General features: G+C 66.7%; 20 protein-coding genes. 11 read left to right on the top strand and 9 right to left on the bottom strand.

Features of this window, described 5'->3' with window-relative positions; genetic code table 11:
- Window positions 1–35: 35 nt before the first annotated feature.
- Both P0Y50_12420 and P0Y50_12425 read left to right on the top strand, forming a co-directional pair.
- Window positions 36–404, top strand: coding sequence for an RcnB family protein (locus tag P0Y50_12420; GenBank protein ID WEK39335.1), 369 nt, complete (start codon window positions 36–38; stop codon window positions 402–404).
- A 349-nt stretch (window positions 405–753) separates the two neighbouring features.
- The gene (locus P0Y50_12425; protein ID WEK39336.1) at window positions 754–1,077 is read left to right on the top strand and encodes a hypothetical protein; all 324 of its coding nucleotides are present in this window, start codon (window positions 754–756) and stop codon (window positions 1,075–1,077) included.
- A 66-nt stretch (window positions 1,078–1,143) separates the two neighbouring features.
- Here P0Y50_12425 and gatB read toward each other — a convergent pair whose 3' ends face one another.
- Window positions 1,144–2,646 (bottom strand): Asp-tRNA(Asn)/Glu-tRNA(Gln) amidotransferase subunit GatB, encoded by a 1,503-nt coding sequence (gene gatB / locus P0Y50_12430; protein ID WEK39337.1) that lies wholly within the window; start codon window positions 2,644–2,646, stop codon window positions 1,144–1,146.
- Between the two features lie 96 nt (window positions 2,647–2,742).
- Between gatB and P0Y50_12435 the strand changes: the two genes are divergently transcribed.
- The gene (locus P0Y50_12435; protein WEK39338.1) at window positions 2,743–3,108 is read left to right on the top strand and encodes a hypothetical protein; all 366 of its coding nucleotides are present in this window, start codon (window positions 2,743–2,745) and stop codon (window positions 3,106–3,108) included.
- A 75-nt stretch (window positions 3,109–3,183) separates the two neighbouring features.
- On the opposite strand, the gene adhP is transcribed toward P0Y50_12435, so the two are convergent.
- The 5 genes from adhP to gatC form a co-directional block, all read right to left on the bottom strand.
- Window positions 3,184–4,215, bottom strand: a complete 1,032-nt coding sequence (gene adhP, locus P0Y50_12440) for an alcohol dehydrogenase AdhP (protein WEK39339.1) — start codon at window positions 4,213–4,215, stop codon at window positions 3,184–3,186.
- Window positions 4,216–4,364: 149 nt separating this feature from the next.
- The gene (locus P0Y50_12445; protein WEK39340.1) at window positions 4,365–5,882 is read right to left on the bottom strand and encodes an aldehyde dehydrogenase; all 1,518 of its coding nucleotides are present in this window, start codon (window positions 5,880–5,882) and stop codon (window positions 4,365–4,367) included.
- 136 nt (window positions 5,883–6,018) lie between these two features.
- Entirely contained in the window at window positions 6,019–6,993 is a 975-nt protein-coding gene (locus P0Y50_12450; protein WEK39341.1) for a GAF domain-containing protein, read from the bottom strand.
- An 86-nt stretch (window positions 6,994–7,079) separates the two neighbouring features.
- Window positions 7,080–8,558 carry an Asp-tRNA(Asn)/Glu-tRNA(Gln) amidotransferase subunit GatA gene (gatA, locus tag P0Y50_12455; GenBank protein WEK39342.1) on the bottom strand — a complete coding sequence of 493 codons (1,479 nt, stop codon included), beginning with the start codon at window positions 8,556–8,558 and terminating at the stop codon, window positions 7,080–7,082.
- 2 nt (window positions 8,559–8,560) lie between these two features.
- The gene (gene gatC, locus P0Y50_12460; GenBank protein WEK39343.1) at window positions 8,561–8,848 is read right to left on the bottom strand and encodes an Asp-tRNA(Asn)/Glu-tRNA(Gln) amidotransferase subunit GatC; all 288 of its coding nucleotides are present in this window, start codon (window positions 8,846–8,848) and stop codon (window positions 8,561–8,563) included.
- Window positions 8,849–8,961: 113 nt separating this feature from the next.
- On the opposite strand from gatC, the gene ruvX reads away from it, so the two are divergent.
- The 5 genes from ruvX to P0Y50_12485 all read left to right on the top strand — a co-directional run bounded on the left by ruvX (window position 8,962) and on the right by P0Y50_12485 (window position 13,657).
- Window positions 8,962–9,441 (top strand): Holliday junction resolvase RuvX, encoded by a 480-nt coding sequence (gene ruvX, locus P0Y50_12465; protein WEK39344.1) that lies wholly within the window; start codon window positions 8,962–8,964, stop codon window positions 9,439–9,441.
- Window positions 9,438–10,361, top strand: coding sequence for an AEC family transporter (locus tag P0Y50_12470; protein ID WEK39345.1), 924 nt, complete (start codon window positions 9,438–9,440; stop codon window positions 10,359–10,361). The genes ruvX and P0Y50_12470 overlap by 4 nt, the downstream gene beginning before the upstream one ends.
- A gap of 39 nt (window positions 10,362–10,400) precedes the next feature.
- A complete protein-coding gene (locus tag P0Y50_12475; GenBank protein ID WEK39346.1) occupies window positions 10,401–11,384 on the top strand; it encodes an aspartate carbamoyltransferase catalytic subunit in 984 nt (327 codons plus the stop codon).
- Window positions 11,381–12,664, top strand: coding sequence for a dihydroorotase (pyrC, locus tag P0Y50_12480; protein ID WEK39347.1), 1,284 nt, complete (start codon window positions 11,381–11,383; stop codon window positions 12,662–12,664). Before P0Y50_12475 ends, pyrC begins: the two co-directional genes overlap by 4 nt.
- 66 nt (window positions 12,665–12,730) lie before the next feature.
- Window positions 12,731–13,657, top strand: coding sequence for an alpha/beta hydrolase-fold protein (locus P0Y50_12485; protein ID WEK39348.1), 927 nt, complete (start codon window positions 12,731–12,733; stop codon window positions 13,655–13,657).
- A 9-nt stretch (window positions 13,658–13,666) separates the two neighbouring features.
- Here the strand turns inward: P0Y50_12485 and ubiM are convergent, their stop codons facing one another.
- Window positions 13,667–14,848 (bottom strand): 5-demethoxyubiquinol-8 5-hydroxylase UbiM, encoded by a 1,182-nt coding sequence (gene ubiM / locus P0Y50_12490; GenBank protein WEK39349.1) that lies wholly within the window; start codon window positions 14,846–14,848, stop codon window positions 13,667–13,669.
- 61 nt (window positions 14,849–14,909) lie between these two features.
- Window positions 14,910–15,842: a glycerophosphodiester phosphodiesterase family protein gene (locus P0Y50_12495; protein WEK39350.1), complete on the bottom strand. Its 933-nt coding sequence runs from the start codon at window positions 15,840–15,842 to the stop codon at window positions 14,910–14,912.
- Between the two features lie 127 nt (window positions 15,843–15,969).
- Between P0Y50_12495 and plsY the strand changes: the two genes are divergently transcribed.
- Together plsY and dprA are read left to right on the top strand one after the other, a co-directional pair.
- Entirely contained in the window at window positions 15,970–16,608 is a 639-nt protein-coding gene (gene plsY / locus P0Y50_12500; GenBank protein WEK39351.1) for a glycerol-3-phosphate 1-O-acyltransferase PlsY, read from the top strand.
- Entirely contained in the window at window positions 16,605–17,678 is a 1,074-nt protein-coding gene (gene dprA / locus P0Y50_12505; GenBank protein ID WEK39352.1) for a DNA-processing protein DprA, read from the top strand. The genes plsY and dprA overlap by 4 nt, the downstream gene beginning before the upstream one ends.
- Here dprA and P0Y50_12510 read toward each other — a convergent pair.
- A complete protein-coding gene (locus P0Y50_12510) occupies window positions 17,675–17,887 on the bottom strand; it encodes a hypothetical protein (protein ID WEK39353.1) in 213 nt (70 codons plus the stop codon). The two genes, dprA and P0Y50_12510, sit on opposite strands and share 4 nt — an antisense overlap.
- Window positions 17,888–18,025: 138 nt before the next feature.
- On the opposite strand from P0Y50_12510, the gene topA reads away from it, so the two are divergent.
- Entirely contained in the window at window positions 18,026–20,656 is a 2,631-nt protein-coding gene (topA, locus tag P0Y50_12515; protein WEK39354.1) for a type I DNA topoisomerase, read from the top strand.
- The last annotated feature ends 33 nt before the right edge of the window (window positions 20,657–20,689 follow it).

The raw sequence follows: 20,689 nt of genomic DNA on the forward strand, positions 1-20,689 counted from the left end.
GTCCGGATTGGAACAACGACCGCGAACGCGAACGTATGCGCCGCGAGTTCCGTCAGCGGTTCGACGCCGAGCGCTGGCGGCGCGACTTCTATCGGGACCGTCGCACCGACTGGTGGCGCAACGACAATCGCTTCAGCAGCTATGACGGCTTTCGTGCGGGCTTCTATTTCGCGCCGGGCTGGGGCTACTACAGCGTCCCTCGGTCCTACTGGGGTCGCAACTGGTCCGTGGGCCAATATCTGCCTCAAGCCTTCTGGCGCTATCAGCTTCAGGACTGGCGCACCTACGGCCTGGGCTATCCACCGCCTGGAACGCGCTGGGTGTCTGTCGATAACGGCCTGTATCTGATCGACGAATACGACGGCTATATTATCGATGTTGTCCGAGACGCCTGGCGCTGGTGATCGTCGGCAATATTTTTGTCCTTCAGGCCCGACACCCCTGGCTGTCGGGCCTTTTTCTTGCGCTGGAGGCTAATCCTGCGCCGTTTAGATGTCGCCAGGATGCCAACCATGTCGATCTCTTGACCTGCCGACGCGGCGCGGGACACTGAATATATGATGCCTTGATCAGTGTTCGACGCCGCCGGTTTTGTGATCTTCGTCTTGGGTGCGCAATACAAACAGCAACGCGCTCCCTATAGTCTTGAAATGGTGAGGGCCAAAAACGGCCGTGATGGACGACGATCTTACTGTTGTCGCATCCCCGGCGACGCATGACTTTTCAAGACGCCCCTCACGGAAGGATATTCAGATGAAGATCGCCTTGACCGCCATGGCTTCCAGCCTGTTGCTGACCGGCGCCGCGATGGCGCAGGAAGCGCCCACCGCACCGTCAGCCCCTCCTCCCCCGCCCGTGGATCACACGGGACCGCACCCCCCCTCGCCCCAGCCGCCTTCGCAGCCGGACGCGTCCATTCCGCCCGCGCCGCCGGAACCGCCGGTCGAAGAGCCTGCGCCGCCTCCCCCGCCGCCGGTCGATCCGAACGCGCCATCTGCACCGCCGGAATTCCCCGAACCGTCCGCCCCGCCCGCGCCTCCGGCTCCGCCCGCCCCGACGATCCCGCCCACGACCTGAGCCGGTATCGAAAAGGCCCCCGCAGAGCGATCTGCGGGGGCCTTATCTTTTGTCGCGGCTCAGACCTCAGAGGCCCAGTTTAGCCTTCAGGATGTCGTTGACGGCGGCCGGATTGGCCTTGCCGCCCGTGGCCTTCATGACCTGACCGACGAACCAGCCGATAGCCTGGGGCTTTTCGGCCACCGCCGCCGCCTTGTCCGGGTTGGCGGCGATGATGTCATCGACGGCCTTCTCGATGGCGCCAGTATCCGTCACCTGTTTCAAGCCGTGCTTCTCGACCACCTCGGCCGGCGAACCCTCTTCGTTCCAGACGTGATCGAACACCTCCTTGGCGATCTTGGACGAGATGACTTTCGTCTCGATCAGCTCGACCAGTTGCGCCACATGGGCGGCGGGCAACGGATTGTCGCTGAAATCCTTGCCGTCAGCCGCCAGACGGGCCGAAACCTCGTTCGTGACCCAGTTGGACACCAGCTTGGCGTCTCGCCCCTTGGCGGCCTCTTCGAAATAATCCGCCTTGGCCTGTTCCGAGATCAGCACGATGGCGTCGTATTGCGACAGGCCATAGTCGGCCATCAGACGCTTGCGCTTGTCGTCGGGCAGTTCAGGCAGAGACGCCTTGATGTCGTCGATCCAGGCCTGTTCCAAGTCCAGCGGCAGCAGGTCGGGATCGGGGAAATAGCGGTAATCCTGAGCTTCTTCCTTGGAGCGCATCGAACGGGTTTCGCCTGCGGTCGCGTCGTACAGGCGGGTTTCCTGCGTGATCGAACCGCCGTCTTCTAGAATCTCGATCTGGCGGCGCGCCTCATACTGGATCGCTTGAGAAATGAAGCGGAAGCTGTTGACGTTCTTGATCTCGCAGCGCGTGCCCAGGAAGCTGAAATCGCCCGTTTCCTTGAACTTGTCGTAGTTGCCCGCGCGGCAGACGGACACGTTCACATCGGCGCGCAGATTGCCCTTCTCCATGTCGCCGTCGCAGGTGCCCAGATAGATCAGGATGGTGCGGATTTTCTTGACATAGGCCACCGCCTCTTCGGGCGTGCGCAGGTCGGGTCGCGACACGATTTCCATCAGCGCCGTGCCCGCCCGGTTCAGATCGACATAGCTTTCGGTCGGCGACAGATCGTGGATCAACTTGCCGGCGTCCTGCTCCAGGTGCAGGCGCTCGATGCCCACATTGAAGAAGCTGCCGTCCTCGGCCTCCACCTCGACCACGCCCTCGCCCACGATGGGGTAATAGAGCTGGCTGATCTGATAGCCGGTCGGCAGGTCGGGATAGAAATAGTTCTTGCGGTCGAACTGGCTGCGGCGATTGATCTGCGCGCGCAGGCCCAGACCCGTCTTCACCGCCTGTTCGACGCAGTGTTTGTTCAGGGTCGGCAACATGCCGGGGAAACCCGCATCCACCAGCGACACCTGCTCGTTCGGCCCCGCGCCAAAGCCGACGGCGGCCCCTGAGAACAGCTTGGCCCTGGACGCCACCTGGGCGTGGATTTCCAGCCCCATGACGATTTCCCAATCGCCGGTGCGGCCCTTGATGGTTTTCGCATTCGAAACAGTGTCGGTCATGGGTTCGTCCTAGCGCCCTCGTCGGCGCCGAGAAAGGGGGCTGTCTTGATGATGTCGCGAAAGGGGATCAACTTCCGCTTCTCAACGGAGATTTCGATGACCAAGACCCTGTTCGCCGCCGCCGCGGCCTCCCTTCTGGCGGTCGGCGCCGCCTCGGCCCAGACCACCCCCGCCCCCGCTACCGCCCCGTCGACCGGACACGAGCATCACGCCGCCGGCCATCACGCCGCCGGCCATCAGGGCGCCCATCCCACCATCGACAGCACCATCGAGGCGCTGGTGGCCGATCCGGCGACCAAGGCCGTGCTGGACAAACACCTGCCGGGTATCGACCGTCACGCCGCCTACGCCCAGTTCAAGGGCATGACCCTGCGTCAGGTCGCGCCCTTCTCTCAGGGCAACATCACCGACGAAAAGATCGCAGCCATCGACGCCGATCTGAAGGCCATCCCGGCCGCCTGATTTAGGGGCTATGGACAAAGAACAGGGGCGGCCGGATCGTCCGGCCGCCCCTTTCAATGGCTGATCGATATCAGATCAGTTGATGGTCATCACCACCCGGCCCTCGATCTGGCCCTTGTGCATCCGCTGGAAGATGTCGTTGATGTTCTCCAGCGGCTCGACGGAAACCGTCGCCTTGACCTTTTCGTCGGCGGCGAACTGAAGCGCCTCCTGCAGGTCCAGCCGCGTGCCCACGATGGAGCCACGCACCGTCGTGCCGTTCAGCACCATGTCGAAGATTGACAGCGGGAAGTCGCCGGGCGGAAGACCGTTCAGCGCGATGGTCGCCCCGCGCGAGGTCATGTTGACCGCCTGCTCGAACGCCTTGGGCGAGACGGCGGTGACCAGCACGCCTTGGGCGCCCCCGTCCGTCTGGGCCTTGATGTCGGCGGCGGGATCGTTGGAGGTCTTGGCGTTGACCGTCACGGTCGCGCCCAGACGCCGGGCCAGGTCCAGCTTGGCGTCGTCCACATCAACCGCTGCGACATTCATGCCCATGGCCTTGGCGTATTGAACCGCGACATGGCCCAGACCGCCGATGCCCGAGATGACCACCCAATCCCCCGGCTTGGTCTCGGTCATCTTCAGGCCTTTGTAGACCGTCACCCCCGCGCACAGGATCGGGGCGATGTCGTTGAAGCTGACATTGGCCGGCAGGTGGCCGACGTAGTTCGGATCGGCGATGGCGTATTCGGCGAAACCGCCATTGACGGAATAGCCGGTGTTCTCCTGCTCGTGGCACAGGGTTTCCCAACCGCCCAGGCAGTGTTTGCAATGGCCGCACGACGAATAAAGCCAGGGCACGCCCACCCGGTCGCCTTCCTTGACCAGCTTGACCCCCGCCCCCACGGCCGAGACGTAGCCGACGCCTTCATGGCCGGGGATGAACGGCGGGTTGGGTTTGACGGGCCAGTCGCCTTCAGCGGCGTGCAGATCGGTGTGGCACACGCCGGACGCTTCGATCTTGACCTGGATCTGGCCGGGTCCCGGCTGGGGCACGGCGACTTCCTCGATGGTCAACGGCTTGCCGAACTCACGCACGACAGCGGCCTTCATGGTCTTGGGCATGGAACGTCTCCTCGATTTCAAAGGGAAGGCGACGGACAGGCCGAAAGCAGGACACCGGCCCGTCCGCCGGGGAGTTTTGCGCGTCGTGGGAGTGGTTCGACGTGCAGGACGAGGATGGCCGATCCGGTATCGGCCATCCTTGATTCAGATCAGAAGAAGCCCAGCTTGTCGGGGCTGTAGCTGACCAGCAGGTTCTTGGTCTGCTGATAGTGATCCAGCATCATCCGGTGGTTCTCACGCCCGATGCCCGACTTCTTGTAGCCGCCGAAGGCCGCGTGGGCCGGATACTGGTGATAGCAGTTGGTCCAGACCCGTCCGGCCTGAATGGCGCGGCCAGCGCGATAGGCGGTGTTCATGTCGCGCGACCAGACGCCCGCACCCAGGCCGTATTCGGTGTCGTTGGCGATTTCGATGGCTTCTTCCAGCGTCTTGAAGGTGGTCACGGCCAGGACCGGGCCGAAGATTTCCTCCTGGAAAATCCGCATATTGTTCGTGCCCTTGAACACGGTCGGCTCGACATAGAAGCCGCCGGACAGATCGTCCTTCAGCACCGCCTGCTCGCCGCCCGTCAGGACCTCGGCGCCCTCGGCCTTGCCGATGTCCAGATAGCCCAGGATTTTCTTGAGTTGCTGGTCCGACGCCTGGGCGCCGACTTGGGTTTCGGGGTCCAGCGGATCGCCCTGCTTGATCGCCTTCACCCGCGCGATCGCCTTCTCGATGAAGGCGTCATAGATGTCCTCATGCACCAGGGCCCGGCTGGGGCAGGTGCAGACCTCGCCCTGGTTCAGCGCGAACATGGCGAAGCCTTCCAGCGCCTTGTCCAGGAAGGCGTCGTCGTGATCCATCACATCCTTGAAGAAGATGTTCGGCGACTTGCCGCCCAGCTCCAGCGTCACCGGAATGATGTTCTTGGTCGCATATTCCATGATCTTCTGGCCAACGGCGGTCGAGCCGGTGAAGGCGATCTTGGCGATGCGCGGATTGGTGGCCAGCGGCTCGCCGACCTCGGCGCCGGTGCCGGACACGATGTTCAGCACGCCCGCAGGCAGGATGTCCTGGATCAGTTCCATGACCAGCAGGATCGATGCCGGGGTCTGTTCGGCCGGCTTCATCACGATGCAGTTGCCCGCCGCCAGGGCCGGGGCGATCTTCCAAGCGGCCATCAGGATCGGGAAGTTCCACGGAATGATCTGGCCGACCACGCCCAGCGGCTCGTGGAAGTGGTAGGCGACGGTGTCGTTATCCAGTTCCGAAATCCCGCCTTCCTGCGCACGGATGCATCCGGCGAAATAGCGGAAATGGTCAACGGCCAAGGGGATGTCGGCGGCCAGGGTCTCACGGACCGGCTTGCCGTTGTCCCAGGTCTCGGCTTCGGCGACGGCCTGAAGATTGGCTTCGATCCGGTCGGCGACGCGGTTCAGGATCAGGGCGCGCTGGGCGGGGCTGGTCTTGCCCCAGGCGTCCTTGGCGGCGTGGGCGGCGTCCAGCGCCAGTTCGACGTCGGCCGCGTCCGAACGTGCGACTTCGCACAGGACGCGGCCGTTCACCGGGGAGGTGTTCTCGAAATAGCGGCCGTTGACGGGGGCGACCCATTGGCCGCCGATGAAGTTGTCATAGCGCGCCTTGTATTTGGGGGTCGCGGCGCGGATGAATTCGGGCTTGGTCATGATGCTTCCTGACGTGTTCCTCGGGCGTCGCTTGTCGACGTCGTTGGGACCGGAAGCTCGTCCTCGAAGGACGCGCGCGCCAGACCGGCGGCTCATGGTGCGTTGCAAACCTGTCGCAGGTTTGCGACAGGTCGGCTCAGTGGGCGGCGCCCGCCAGGCCCAGTCGATGCAGTTTGCGATGCAGGGTCGCGCGGCTGACGCCCAGGCCCCGCGCCGCCGCCGACACATTGCCGTTGTTCAGCGCCAGCGCCCGCCGGACCGCCCCGCGTTCGGCCTCCAGAAGGTCCGCCTCGATTGAGCCGCCGCCCAGAACCTCCGACGCCGCCAGTTGTCCCGCGATCCGCTCGTCCGTGATCGACAGGGCCAGTCGCGCCGCCCGCGTGGCCCCGACCACCAGGTCGTCGCGATCCACCGCCAGAAGGGCCGCCGTGTTGCGCTCGACCACATCGCCGGCCAGGACGATCCTGGCTTCGGCAAAAGCCTTGCGGAAGGCCTGGGCCTCGATGGCGCGCGCCGCATCGGCTACGGCGGCGGTGATCAGGCCCAGCATGGCCTCGGTCTGATCCGCCCGGCACGAGGATACGTCCAAGGCGCCGGCCAGTCGCCCCAGATGGTCGTAGATCGGATGGCTGGAACAGCTCAAACCGATGTTGCGCGCATGGAAATGCTGGTCGCGGTGGATGGTCACCGGCCGCTTTTCGGCCAGGGCCGTGCCGATGCCGTTGGTGCCCTCGACCGCCTCGGACCAGACGGCGCCGGGCCACAGGCCCCAGCGATGAAAGGTGTCGTCGTCGCTGGCCATGCCCCGGCGCTCGACCGGCACGCCCGAGGCGTCGCACAGCAGGACGCAGCATCCGGCGTCGCCCACGGCCAGGAACAACCGGTCCAGCACGCCCTGCGCCGCCTGCGTCACCGGCTGCATCGCCTCGCGGGCGGCGCGAAGCTGGCCGTCCGTCACGGTGACGACCTGACCCTGGTTTTCAGGGTCCAGACCATACAGGGTCATCGACCGCCGCCACGACGCCGCCAGGGCGGAGCGGGCCGGCCCGGCCCCATCGTCCAGCACCTGTTTGATCAGGCTGCGGTGGTCGTTTCCTGCGCGCTCGCCCATGCTCGGCTCCCAAAGGCCTCGTCTTTGGGAGCCATCAGACGCCCGCCGGGCGCGGGCGTCAATGCGACCTTCCTACGCTGGACGACCTACCACCAGCGGCCCGGCTTGGCGGTGAACCCCGCCGCACGTTCCAGCGCCGCACCGACCTGAAACACCGTGGCCTCGTCCAACGCCTTGCCGATAACCTGAAGACCCAGCGGCAGACCGCCGGAATCCACGCCCGCCGGCACCGAAATCCCCGGCAGACCGGCCAGATTGGTCGTCACCGTGAAGACGTCGTTCAGATACATGGTCAGGGGGTCGATCTGCTTGTCGCCCAGCGCGAAGGCGGCCGACGGCGTCGACGGCGTCAGTATGGCGTCCACCTGACCCCAGACATTGTCGAAGTCCTCGGCGATGCGGCGACGTACCTTCAGCGCTTTGACGTAATAGGCGTCGTAGAAACCGGCCGACAGCACATAGGCGCCAATGGTCAGACGACGCTGGACTTCCTTGCCGAAGCCTTCCGCGCGCGAGGTGGCGTAAAGATCATCCAGCGACTTGAAGTCGTCCGCCCGGTGTCCGAACCGCATCCCGTCATACCGGGCCAGGTTGGACGAGGCCTCTGCGGGCGCCACGATATAATAGGTCGGCAGGGCGTATTTGGTGTGCGGCAGGCTGATCTCGACGATCTCGCAACCGGCGTCCTTCAGCCAGGCCACGCCCTGGTCCCACAGGGCCTGAATCTCGGCCGGCATCCCGTCCACGACATATTCGCGCGGCACGCCGATGCGCAAGCCCTTGACCGACTGACCGACTGATTTCGTCCAATCCGGCGTCGAGACGTCGAGGCTGGTCGAATCCTTGGCGTCGAACGAGCACATGGATTGCAGCAGCAGGGCCGCATCCTCGACCGTCTTGGTGATCGGCCCGGCCTGATCCAGCGACGAGGCGAAGGCCACCATGCCGAACCGGCTGGCGCGGCCATAGGTCGGCTTGATGCCCACCGTGCCGGTGAAGGCGGCGGGCTGTCGGATCGAGCCGCCAGTGTCCGACGCGGTCGCGGCCAGACAAAGGTCCGCCGCGACGGCGCAGGCCGAACCGCCCGACGAACCGCCCGGCGTCAGTTCGGCGCTGGAGCCGTTCGACTTCCACGGGTTCTTCACCGGACCAAAAGCCGAGGTCTCGTTGGACGAGCCCATGGCGAACTCGTCCATGTTAAGCTTGCCAAGCATCACCGCCCCGTCGCGCCACAGATTGGCGGTCACGGTCGATTCATAGGGCGGCACGAAGCCGCGCAGCATGTTGGACCCTGCCGTCGTCTGCACGCCCTCGGTGCAGAACAGGTCCTTGATCCCCAGCGGCGCGCCTTCCAGCGCCCCGCCCTCGCCTGCGGCGATGCGGGCGTCGGAGGCGCGGGCCATGTCCATCGCCTTGTCCGCCGTCACCTCGACATAGGCGTTCAGGGTCGGGTTCGAGGCTTGGATATTGGTGAGAAAGGCCTGGGTGATTTCGGCCGAGGAGAATTCCTTGGCCTTCAGGCCGTCGACGGCCGCCTTCAGGGTCAGTTTGGTCAGGTCGCTCATGATCAGTCGACCACCTTGGGCACGACAAAGAAGCCGTCGGCCGATTTCGGAGCGTTCGACAGGACCGCGTCGCGCTTGCCGCCATCCGTCACCACGTCCTCACGCAGACGCAAGGGCTGGGCGACGTTCGAGGTCATGGGCTCGACGCCATCGACATCGACCTGATCCAACTGCTCGATCCAGGCCAGGATGCCGTTCAGCTCCTGCGCCAGCGGCTCCAGCCGGTCCTCGGGGGTCTTGATGCGGGCGAGATGCGCAACCTTGCGCACCGTCGCAGCGTCGATGGCCATGCGGCCCTCCAATGCACGTCGATAGGGGATGTATCGGCGGGATTAGCCTTCCGACCTCGGATTCACAAGGCGACGGCTTTGACTTCCAGCGGTTTGCGGCCTACCGCCCGGCCGTGCCCGTTCTCGATCTTCTCGACCTGCCCGCCGCCTGCTCGCCCAACACGCCGTGGATGGGGCTGGATCTGGGCGAGAAGACCATTGGGGTCGCGGTGTCGGACGCCACGCGCCTGATCGCCTCGCCGCTGGAGCTGATCCGCAAATCCAAATTCTCGTTGGAGGCCGAACAGCTGTTCAAACTGATGGCCCACCGCAAGGTGTCGGCCCTGGTCATCGGCCTGCCGGTCAATATGGACGGCACGGAGGGTCCGCGCGCTCAGTCCTGCCGCGCCTTCGCCCGTAATCTGGAGCGGCTGCGGCCCGTCAACGTCGCTTTCTGGGACGAGCGCCTGTCCACCAGCGCCGTCGAACGCTTCCTGATCGAGGACCTGGACCTGAATCGCAAGCGCCGCGCCCAGGTCGTGGACCGCACCGCCGCCGCCTGGATTCTGCAAGGGGCGCTGGACCGGGTGCGGGATCAGGCGACCTGGATTTGACGGCCCTGGTCGCCGGCGTCCTGCCGGTCTTTCTGATGATCGCCCTGGGCTATGGGCTCAGAAAATCCGGCTTCCTGCCCGACGAGGCTTGGCGACCGATCGAGAAGCTGTCGATCAACATCTTCTATCCCAGCTTCCTGATCCCCGCGATCTGGCACGCCGATCTGGCGGGTGGCGGGGCGACTGTGGCAGGCGCGGCGGCGGTCGGGGCGACCCTGATCGTGGCGGCGGCGACGCTGGCGGCCAAGCCCCTGATCACCCTGGACGGCCCGGCCTACACCAGCGTTTTCCAGGGCGTGATCCGCTGGAACAGCTTCGTCTTCGTGCCGGTGATTCAGTCGGTTTACGGCTCGGAAGGCACGGCCCTGGCCGCCGTGGCCATCGCCTTCATCATTCCCGTCACCAACATCACCTGCGTCGCCGTGCTGGCCAAATGGGGCGCGCTGCACCGCGAGCCGTCGGTCGTCGGCCTGATCAAGTCGATGCTGGCCAATCCGATTCTGCTGGCCTGTCTGATCGGTCTGGCGCTGAACCTGTTGCGCGTGCCGCTCATCCCCGGCCTTTCGGACGCCATGGACCTGCTGGGCGCCGCCGCCCTGCCGCTGGGCCTGATCGTCGCCGGGGCTGGTCTGTCTTTCGCCGAGATCAAGCGTCGTCGCGCCACCATCGCGGCCGTCACCCTGGTCAAACTGGGCGTCATGCCGCCGCTGATGTGGTTCATCGCCTGGGCCCTGGGCGGCGACAGTCTGGCGCAAGGCATAGCCCTGATCTGCGGCGCGGCGCCCGGCTCGGCCGCCTCCTATATCCTGGCTCGGCAGATGGGCGGCGACGCGCCCCTGATCGCCGGCGTCATCGCCCTGACCACCGTGGGCAGCGCCGTGGTCATCCCCATCCTGCTGGCCCTGTTCCACTTCACCTGACTGGCGTTCGAGTCGACTCGCGCCTATAGCCGCGTCTCGATGACCCAGCCCGCTCAAGTCACCGATCAGACCATCCACGACCGGTTGGTCCCGTTCCCGAAATCCCACTTCCTGGCCGCATCGGACCTGAACCCGTTCGTGACGCCGCAGTTGCTGGATCTGGGCGACGCCTTCGTCGACTTCAACCGGCAATCCTCCAAGGCGCTGGACGTGCTGCATGGCCGCACGGTGGTGAACCTGTTCTTCGAGAACTCGACCCGCACCAGTTCATCCTTCGAGATCGCGGCCAAACGTCTGGGCGCCGATGTGGTGACCATGCCCGTCGCCTCCTCCTCGGTGAAGAAGGGCGAGACGCTGATCGACACGGCGGTCACCCTGAACGCCATGAAGCCGGACATCCTGGTCATCCGTCACTCGGCCTCGGGCGCGGCGGAACTGCTCAGCCAGAAGGTCGGTTGCGCCGTGGTCAACGCCGGGGATGGCCGCCACGAACACCCGACCCAGGCCCTGCTGGACCTGTTGTCCCTGCACCGCGCCTTCGGCGACGTGACCAGCCTGACCGTCGCCATCTGTGGCGACATTACCCATAGCCGCGTGGCCCGCTCCAACGTCGCCCTGCTTCAGATGATGGGCGCGCGGGTGCGCCTGATCGGCCCGCCGACCCTGGTGCCGGGCGACGCCGACCGCTGGGGCTGCGAGGTCTTCCACGACATGCGCGAGGGGCTGCAAGGCTGTGACGTGGTGATGATGCTGCGCCTTCAGCTTGAGCGGATGGCCGGCGCCCTGGTCCCCTCGACACGCGAATATTTCCGTTTCTGGGGTCTGGACCGCGAGAAGCTGGCCTGGGCCAAGCCCGGCGCCAAGGTCATGCACCCCGGCCCGATGAACCGGGGCGTCGAGATCGATTCCGACGTCGCCGACGACCTGTCCGTCTCGCTGATCCAGGATCAGGTCGAGATGGGCGTCGCCGCTCGCATGGCCGTCCTGGCCTCCCTCTCCGCCCGTTGGGGAGACGCCCGATGACCGCCGCCGCTACGCTCGCCATCGTCAACGCCCGCCTCCTGGACCCCGCCCGTGACTATGACGGTCCGGGCGCCGTTCTGGTTCGCGACGGCCGCCTCGTCCGCGTTGTCCACGGCTCCGCCCCCGACTTCGACGCCGACCAGATCATCGACGCGGACGGCCTGTGCTTGTCGCCCGGCCTGATCGATATTCGCGTCAAGACCGGAGAACCCGGCGCCGAACCGCGCGAGACCCTGAAATCGGCCAGTCTGGCCGCCGCCGCCGGGGGCGTGACCACCATCGTCGTCCAGCCCGACACCGACCCCGCCATCGACGACCCGGCGGTGATCGAATTCGTGCAGCGGCGCGGCGCGGCCCTGAACCTTGTCAACGTCCGTGCGGCGGGCGCGGCGACCAAGGGGCTGGGCGGCGAACGCATGGCCGAGATCGGCCTGATGGACGAGGCCGGCGCCCTCTATTTCACCGATGTCGACAAGATCATCGTCAACAGCCGCACCCTGCAGCGGGTGATGAGCTACGCCGCCGCCTTCAACGCCCTGATCGCCTGCCGCCCGTCCGACCCCTGGCTGACCGAAGGCGCGGTCGTCGCATCCGGCGAACTGGCCACGCGCCTGGGCCTGTCCGGCAGTCCCGCCATCGCCGAGCGCATCGGTCTGGAGCGCGATCTGGCCCTGGTCGAACAGACCGGCGCCCGTTTTCTGGTCGATCAGATCTCGACCGAAGGCGCGCTGGAGACTCTGGCCCGCGCCCGCGCCAAGGGGCTGGAGGTGGCCGTCAGCGTCTCGATCAACCACCTGTGCTTCAACGAGGTGGACATCGGAGACTATCGCACCTTCTACCGGCTGGACCCGCCGCTGCGGTCCGAAGCCGATCGGCAGGCCCTGATCGAGGCCGTGCGCGACGGCCTGATCGACGTCATCACCTCGGCCCACGCCCCTGCCCCCGCCGAGGACAAACGCCGCCCCTTCGCCGAGGCCGCGCCCGGCGCCGTGGGGCTGGAGACCCTGCTGCCCGCCGCCCTGACCCTGCACCACGAAGACGGTCTGGACCTGCTGGACGTGCTGCGTCCCTTGACGCAAGGCCCCGCCGCCCTGCTGGGCCTGGACGCTGGCGTGCTGAGCGAAGGGGCGCCCGCCGACCTGATCCTGTTCGACCCCGGCGCCCCCGTCGTCATCGACGCCGACGCCCTGTATTCCAAATCCAAGAACTCGCCGTTCGACGGACGCAGGCTTCAGGGCAAGGTGATCGGAACCTGGGTTGGCGGCCGCAAGGTTCACTGATCCGCCGGCTTTCCGCCACATTCCACCCTAGCTTGAACGACAGTGAAGCTTATCGTGGAATCGGTCATGAAGATCTGGAAACGCAGCATCGGCCTTGGGCTGGTTCTTGTCGCCGCCGCCGTGGCGGGCTGTTCGGAACGCGCAGACGCCCAATCTTCGCCCGCTCCCGACGCCGCGGCCGAAGGCGCGCCCTATGTGTTGAAGGGCACCCAGGTCTGGACCGTGCCCGACCCGGTCTCCGGTCGAGATTACGAGGTGTTCGTCAGTCTGCCCGCCAGCTACGAGACCCATCCCCAACGCCGCTATCCGGTCGTCTATGTCACCGACGCCGATTACGCCTTTCCGATCATCCGCCAGATCGCGCGGCGCGTAAATCTGGATGGCCCGGTGATTGAGGAGTTCATCCTGGTGGGCCTGTCCTATTCGCGCGGCGACAGCGGTACGGTCAGTCGAAACCGCGACTACACACCGACATTGAACGGCCCCCATAGCGCCAGTTCAACACTCCACGGCCAAGGTCCTGCCTATCAGACCTATTTGAAGACCCAGGCCCTGCCCTTCGTCGAAAGCCGCTTCCGCGTCGATCCCGCGCGCCGCGTGCTGATGGGCCACTCCTATGGCGGGCTGCTGGGCGCCCAGATTCTGTTCACGGACCCTGGCCTGTTCCACGCCTATGTCCTGGGCAGTCCGTCCTTCTGGTACGACAAGCGCCACATGATGAGGATGGAGGCGGACTACGCCCGCACCCACCGCGACCTGCCCGCCGACATCTTCATGTATATCGGCGACTGGGAGGTCCCCGGTCCCGACCGGCGCAACACGTCCGGCGCCGATATGGTCGCCGATGTCCGCGCCATGGAGCGAATGTTGAAATCGCGGAACTATCCGCACCTGACAGTGCAATCCCTGGTCCTGCAGGACGAGGACCATCTGACCGTCGCCCCGGTCGGTTTCACGCGCGCCCTGACGGCGGTTCTACCCGCCCGTCCCTGACGCGCCGCCTTAGGCGGTCAGCATCCGCTTCACCACCGCCTTGAACGGCGCTGTCGCCTGACCGGCGCGCAGCATCGCGCCGCGCGCCAGTCTGGCCGGCGGAGTCTCCTGGGTGAACAGGCGCACCAGGGCGTTTGTGCCTTGATAGAGCGGCCAACCGGCGAGCCGGTGTTGGTGTTGATAGCGCGCCAGCAGCCGTGCCGAACCGATGTCCCCGCCCGGCGCCCCGCGCACCACCTGGGCCAGGGTCTCCTGCCCGCGCAGACCCAGGTTGAAGCCGTGGGCGGTGACCGGATGCATCCCCACCGCCGCATCCCCGATCAGGGCGAAGCCTTCGCCAGCGAACTGGTGGCTCCAGGTCGTGGCCAGCGGATAGGCGTGGCGGGCGCCGATCAGGGCCAGTCCGGTCAACCGCCCCTTCAAACGTCGCTCCATGGTCGCTGCAAAAGCCTCGGGCGATTGCGTCATCAGGTCGGCGATGGCCGGCGCCGCCAGGGTCGTGACCACCGATGACGTCCGCTGTTCGGGGTCCGAAACGGGCAACAGGGCGATGGTCTGGCCGTGGTCGAACCATTCGGTCGCCACATGACCGTGCGCCTGATCGTGCCGCATCCGACAGACCATCATCGCCCGCCCCAGTCGATTGATCTCGGCCCCCACGCCCAGCTGTTCGCGCATAAAGGAGAAGCGCGAATCGGCCGCCACGATCAGATCGGCCCGGATCGTCGTCCCATCGTCCAGCGTCAGCCGCCCGCGCGGTCGCGACGGCTGGATGCGACAGTCCGCCACCCGTCGCCCGGCCAGCAGGCGCACGCCCGCCTGCCCACAGACGATCTCGAACAGCGCCCGCCGGATCAGGTGATTGGGGATCAGCACGCCCAGCCGATCCACATCGCCCGCGCCAAACGTCAGGGCGAAGGGCGAACCGCCGTCCAGCACCCGCGCCTGACGCAGGTCCGAGATGTGATCCGCCGGTATCCGGTCCCACACGCCCATCGTCTTCAGCAGGCGCATCGAATGATGCGTCAGGGCGATCTCCCGCCCGTCGAACGCCGGATCGCGCAGGCTCGCCTCGTCCTGCCCCTCGATCAGGGCGACGGAAAATCCCGCCCCCGCCAGAGACCGGACGAAGGCCAGGCCCGCAGGTCCCGCTCCGACTACCGCGATATCGAACGTCAGATCCTGGCTCATCCCTGCGTTCCTGCCCGATTGCGAAGCCCTCGCCCTTGATGCAGCGCAAACCCCATCGACGTCAGCGCGGGCGCGGACAGGTCGCCGCCTTGGCCACCTCGGCGCCCAAGACCGACTTAACCGCCAGCGGCGTGTCGGTGGCGATCACCGTCACCCCCTGGCGCGCCAGGTCGCGATATTCCGACACGTCGCCGTCGGCCGCATATCGGTCGTCGCGCCGCACGCCCTCGGCGCCCAGGGTCCCGAACTGAACCTCAACCCCAGCCTCGCGCAAGGCCCGCCACAGCGCCGGCCTTTCCTCGCGCGTGCCGGTCCAGGCCAGGATTTGCGGTGCGTTCAGCCCGCGCAAGTCCGACACGCTGCTGAGGCCCGCTGAAATCATCATCTCGGGCGCCATCGCCGCCACCGCGCGCGCGTCGGCGTCATTGTACGTAATCAGGATGACGCGGTTCGCGGCGCCTGACCGCCGCACTTGGTCGATCACCGCACGCGCCAGATCGACAGTCGCGCCGCCCTCTGCCGGTTTCAGGTCGATGCTGGCGATGGCGCCCACGCGACCGGCGGCGTCCAGCGCCTCGCCCAGGGTCGGCGGCGCTGCGCGGGTCAGGGCGCCGTTCGACGCCTTCAGTCTCGCCCGTTTCACCTGGGATAGCGTCAGGTCCATGACCCGCCCGCGCCCTGTGGTCGTTCGGTCCATGGTCTCGTCATGCATCAACACAAGATGGCCGTCCTTCGTCAGCGCCGCGTCCAGCTCCAGGATCGCATTGGGGATCGCTCGTCCTGTCGCCTCGATGGCGGCGATGGAGTTTTCCGGCTGATCCGGCGCCGAAACCGCCCGGTGCGCCGAGATCGCCACGCCGCCGTCGCGCACACAGTCGAAATAGGCCGCCATGGCTGGCTCTGCGACCGACGGCGCGGCCGGCGCCGGCGCGCCGACGCAGGCGGTCGTGGACATCAGCATGACGACGGCGGCGACAGTCGGGATTTGGCGCATCGAACTCTCCGGCAAGGCGGGCGGACCAGACGCGGCGCAGATCGTCGGGTCAAGAGGTCGGATCGCCCTTGCTCCGCGCCGGCCGCCGACGCATTTTGCCGCAACGACACGCGGGGAGCGAATCAAAGTGCACGATCTGGCGAGCCCAGCGGTGGGAACCTTGGCGCTGGTCGCCTTGGGCGGATATCTGCTCGGCTCCATTCCGTTCGGCGTGGTGATCACCCGCGCGGCCGGCGCCGGCGACGTGCGCAATATTGGGTCGGGCAATATCGGCGCGACGAACGTGCTGCGCACCGGCCGCAAGGACCTGGCCCTGGCCACCCTGTTGCTGGATGCGGGCAAGGGCGCCGCCGCCTTGCTGATCGCCCGGCATCTGTTCGATAGCGAACTGGCCGGCGCCATCGCCGGCGGCGCGGCCTTCCTGGGTCACCTGTTTCCTGTCTGGCTGGGCTTCAAGGGCGGAAAGGGCGTCGCGACGTTCTATGGCCTGTTGCTCGCCGCCGCCTGGCCCCTGGGGCTGATGGCCGGAGCCGTCTGGCTGCTCTCGGCCTTTCTTTTCCGTTATTCGTCGCTGGCCGCCCTGATCTCGTCGGCCAGCGCGCCGCTGCTGGCTCTTCTGCCCCTGGCGGCTGTGGGCCTGCCGGTCGGCGCGCCGGTCCTATTTCTCACCGTCTTCGCCGCCGTGCTGATCTGGGTGCGCCACCACCAGAACATCGCGCGGCTGTTGAAGGGCGAGGAACCACGCATCGGGGCCAAGAAGGCGTGAGCCTGGCGCCGGCCGAACGGTTCGCTCGGCTGCGGCTGGCCCGCACCGACCGCATCGGCCCCGTCGCCTTCACGCAGCTTATGGCGCGCTACGGCTCGGCCCTCGCCGCCCTCGACGTCCTGCCCGGCCTGGTTCGCAAGTCCGGCGCCGCCTCTGCGCCGCCGCCCGTCGAGGCGGTCGAGCGCGAACTGGCCGCCGGCGACGTGCTCGGCGCGCGCCTGTTGGTTCTTGGTGATGCCGACTACCCCGAAATGCTGGCGGCGCTCGATCTGCCGCCGCCGATCCTGTGGACGCGCGGCGACGCCGGACTGCTGAGCCGCCCCTGCGTCGCCATCGTGGGGGCGCGCATCGCCTCGGCGGGCGGCCAACGGATCGCGCGCGGCCTGGCCCAACAGTTGGGTTTGGCGGGCCATGTCGTGGTCTCCGGCATGGCCCGCGGGATCGACGCCGCAGCCCACGAGGGCAGCCTGTCGACGGGGACCGTCGCAGTCTTGGGCGGCGGGGTGAACGACATCTACCCATCCGAACACGCCGACCTCTATGCCCGCCTGACCGAGCGCGGCTGCGTCGTCTCCGAAAGCCCTGTCGGCGCCCGCGCCCAGGCGCGCGACTTCCCCCGCCGAAACCGGATCATCTCGGGTCTGTCGCGCGGCGTGGTGGTGGTGGAGGCCGAGATTCGCTCCGGCTCTCTGATCACCGCGCGTCTTGCCGCCGAACAGGGTCGCGACGTCTTCGCGGTGCCCGGCTCGCCGCTGGACCCCCGCGCCCGCGGGCCCAATGAACTGCTGCGTCAGGGCGCCATCCTCTGCGAGGGGATTGAGGACATCGAACGCGCGTTCAACACCTTGCGCACCCTGCGCGAGCCGCCTTCCGAACCCCTGCGCTTCGACGACGAGTTGGATCAGGCCTTCCTGGAGCGGGTCGCCGCCCTGCTTTCGCCCACGCCCGCGCCGCGCGACGAGATCGCCCGCGCCCTGAACGCCCCGGCGGCCCAGGTCGCCGCCGCCCTTCTGGAACTCAGCCTTGTCGGCCGCGCCGAATTGCTGCCCGGCGGCCTGGCGTCGCTTTAAGCCTGCCTGATATCGCCCAAGGAGGTCGGCAGGGCCGCCGCGTCGGCGGCTTCCTCCAACAATCCCGCCAGGCGGCCGTCGCCTTCCTCACGCGCCATCCGCGCCATTTCCAGCGCCATGGCCCCGATGTATTCCCGCGTCGGGAAGGCGCCCGCCTCGATGTCGTTCTGATCATCCGGCGCAGCCGCCGTTTCTCTCGCGCTGGCCATGATCGCCTCCGTTAAACCGACCACAATCTAACCGAGCGAAGACAAAATACAACTACCTATGGCTGTAAGGCGATCAGGCCGATTGACTCACGGCTCCGCTCCAACCACGTTCGCGCCCCTTCCCGAGACCGGACCGATATGAACCTCGTCATCGTCGAGAGCCCCGCAAAGGCCAAGACCATCAACAAGTATCTGGGCACGGGCTATGAGGTCCTGGCCTCGTACGGCCACGTCCGCGACCTGCCGTCCAAGGATGGCTCGGTCCTGCCCGACGACGACTTCTCCATGCACTGGGAGGCGGACGCCAAGGGCGCCAAACGCCTGTCCGAAATCGCCGAGGCCGCCAAGCGCGCCGACCGCGTCATCCTGGCGACCGACCCCGACCGCGAAGGTGAAGCGATCAGCTGGCACGTTCTGGAAGTGCTGAACAAGAAGAAGGTGCTGAAGGACACGCACGTCGAGCGTGTCACCTTCAACGCCATCACCAAATCCGCCGTGCTGGACGCCATGGCCAACCCGCGCCAGATCGACATGGAGTTGGTCGAGGCTTACCTGGCCCGTCGCGCGCTGGACTATCTGGTGGGCTTCACTCTGTCGCCTGTGCTGTGGCGCAAGCTGCCTGGCGCGCGCTCGGCCGGGCGGGTGCAGTCGGTCGCCCTTCGCATCGTCGTCGATCGCGAAATGGAGATCGAGAAGTTCAAGCCTCAGGAATACTGGTCCATCGAGGCCGACCTGAACGCCGACAGCCCGCCCTTCACCGCCCGTCTGGTCAAGCACGCCGGCAAGCGCGTGCAGCGTCTGGACATCAAGGACGAGGCGACCGCCGACGCCGCCCGCGCCGCCATCAAGGCCGGCGACTTCACCATCAACTCGGTCGAGAAGAAGCCGGTCCGGCGCAATCCGGCGCCGCCCTTCACCACCTCGACCCTGCAACAGGAAGCCTCGCGCAAGCTGGGTTTCACCGCCCAGCGCACCATGCAGGCGGCGCAGAAACTGTATGAGGGCGTCGACGAGACCGGCGGCCTGATCACCTATATGCGGACCGACGGCGTCTCGGTCAGCCCCGAGGGCCTGGCTCAGGCCCGTGAGGTCATCGGCAAGGAATATGGCCCCGCCTATGTCCCGTCCGAGCCGCGCTTCTACAAGGTCAAGGCCAAGAACGCTCAGGAAGCGCACGAAGCGATCCGGCCCACCAATATCGCCCGTCTGCCTGAATCCGTGCGGCTCGATTCGGACCTACAGCGTCTGTACGAGCTGATCTGGAAGCGGATGGTCGCTTCGCAGATGGAGGCCGCGCGTCTGGACCGCACCACGGTCGAGATCGAAACCCCCGACGGCCAGACCGGCCTGCGCGCCACCGGCCAGGTGGTCACCTTCGACGGCTTCCTGGCCGTCTATGAGGAAGGCCGCGACGAGAACCAGAAGGGCGCTGAAGGCGACGAGGGCGAGGACGACGCCAGCCGCCTGCCCGCCCTGAAGGAAGGCGCCAAGGCCAAGGTCGACGCCATCCGCACCGACCAGCATTTCACCGAACCGCCCCCGCGCTATTCCGAAGCAACCCTGGTCAAGAAGCTGGAAGAACTGGGCATCGGCCGCCCGTCGACCTATGCCTCGACCCTGTCGACGCTACGCGACCGCGAATATGTCCGCGTCGACAAGAACCGCTTCTATCCCGAGGATAAGGGACGGCTGGTCACGGCCTTCCTGGAGCAGTTCTTCGCCAAATGGGTCGAATACGACTTCACCGCCGCGTTGGAGACACGTCTGGATGAGGTGTCGGCCGGCGACCTGAACTGGAAGGTGCTGCTGCGCGAGTTCTGGCAGGACTTCCACGCCGCGACGCAGGCCGCAGGGGAACTGCGCACTACCGCCATTCTGGACGCCCTGAACGAAAGCCTGGGCGCCCACATCTTCCCGGACAAGGGCGACGGTTCGGACCCGCGCAAATGCCCCCTGTGCCATCAGGGCCAGCTCAGCCTGAAGACCAGCCGTTTCGGCGCCTTCATCGGTTGCTCGCGCTATCCTGAGTGCAAATACACCCGCCCCGTCGCGAGCCCTTCGGCCGAGGATGGATCGGCGGAAAGCGGCGACCGCGAACTGGGCGTCGACCCGGCGACCGGCCAGCCGGTGCAGCTGAAGATCGGCCGCTTCGGCCCCTATATCGAAATCACCCCGCCGGACGGGGAAAAGCCCAAACGCTCGTCCCTGCCCAAGGGCTGGTCGCCCGCCTCGCTTACTCTGGATCAGGCTCTGCGCCTTCTGGCCCTGCCGCGCGAGGTCGGGGTCCACCCCGAGGACGGCAAGATGATCACGGCCGGCCTGGGCCGTTACGGACCCTTCGTCCTGCACGCCGGCACCTACGCCAACGTCTCGGACATCGACGAAGTGTTCGAGGTCGGCCTGAACCGCGCCGTCGCCCTGCTGGCCGAAAAACGCGCCGGTCGCTCCGGTCGCGGTTCCGCCGCCGCCCCGCTGAAGGACCTGGGGGCCCACCCGGAAACGGGCGAGCCGATCCACGTCATGGCCGGCCGCTTCGGCCCCTACGTCAAGTCCGGCAAGATCAACGCCACCCTGCCCAAGGGAACCGCGCCGGAAGACCTGACGCTGGAAGACGCCCTGCCCCTGCTGGCCGCCAAGGCCGGCGCCGCGCCCAAGAAGAAGGCTCCGGCCGCCAAGAAGGCCGCCGCGCCGAAAAAGGCTGCGGCGAAGAAGCCTGCCGCCAAGAAGTCGCCAGCCAAAAAGGCCGCCAAGCCCAGGACCGAAGACTGATCCGTCATCGCCTTTCCGTCGCGCCGTGACGGA

Source organism: Candidatus Brevundimonas colombiensis (assembly GCA_029202665.1).
Classification (GTDB): Bacteria; Pseudomonadota; Alphaproteobacteria; order Caulobacterales; family Caulobacteraceae; genus Brevundimonas; species Brevundimonas colombiensis.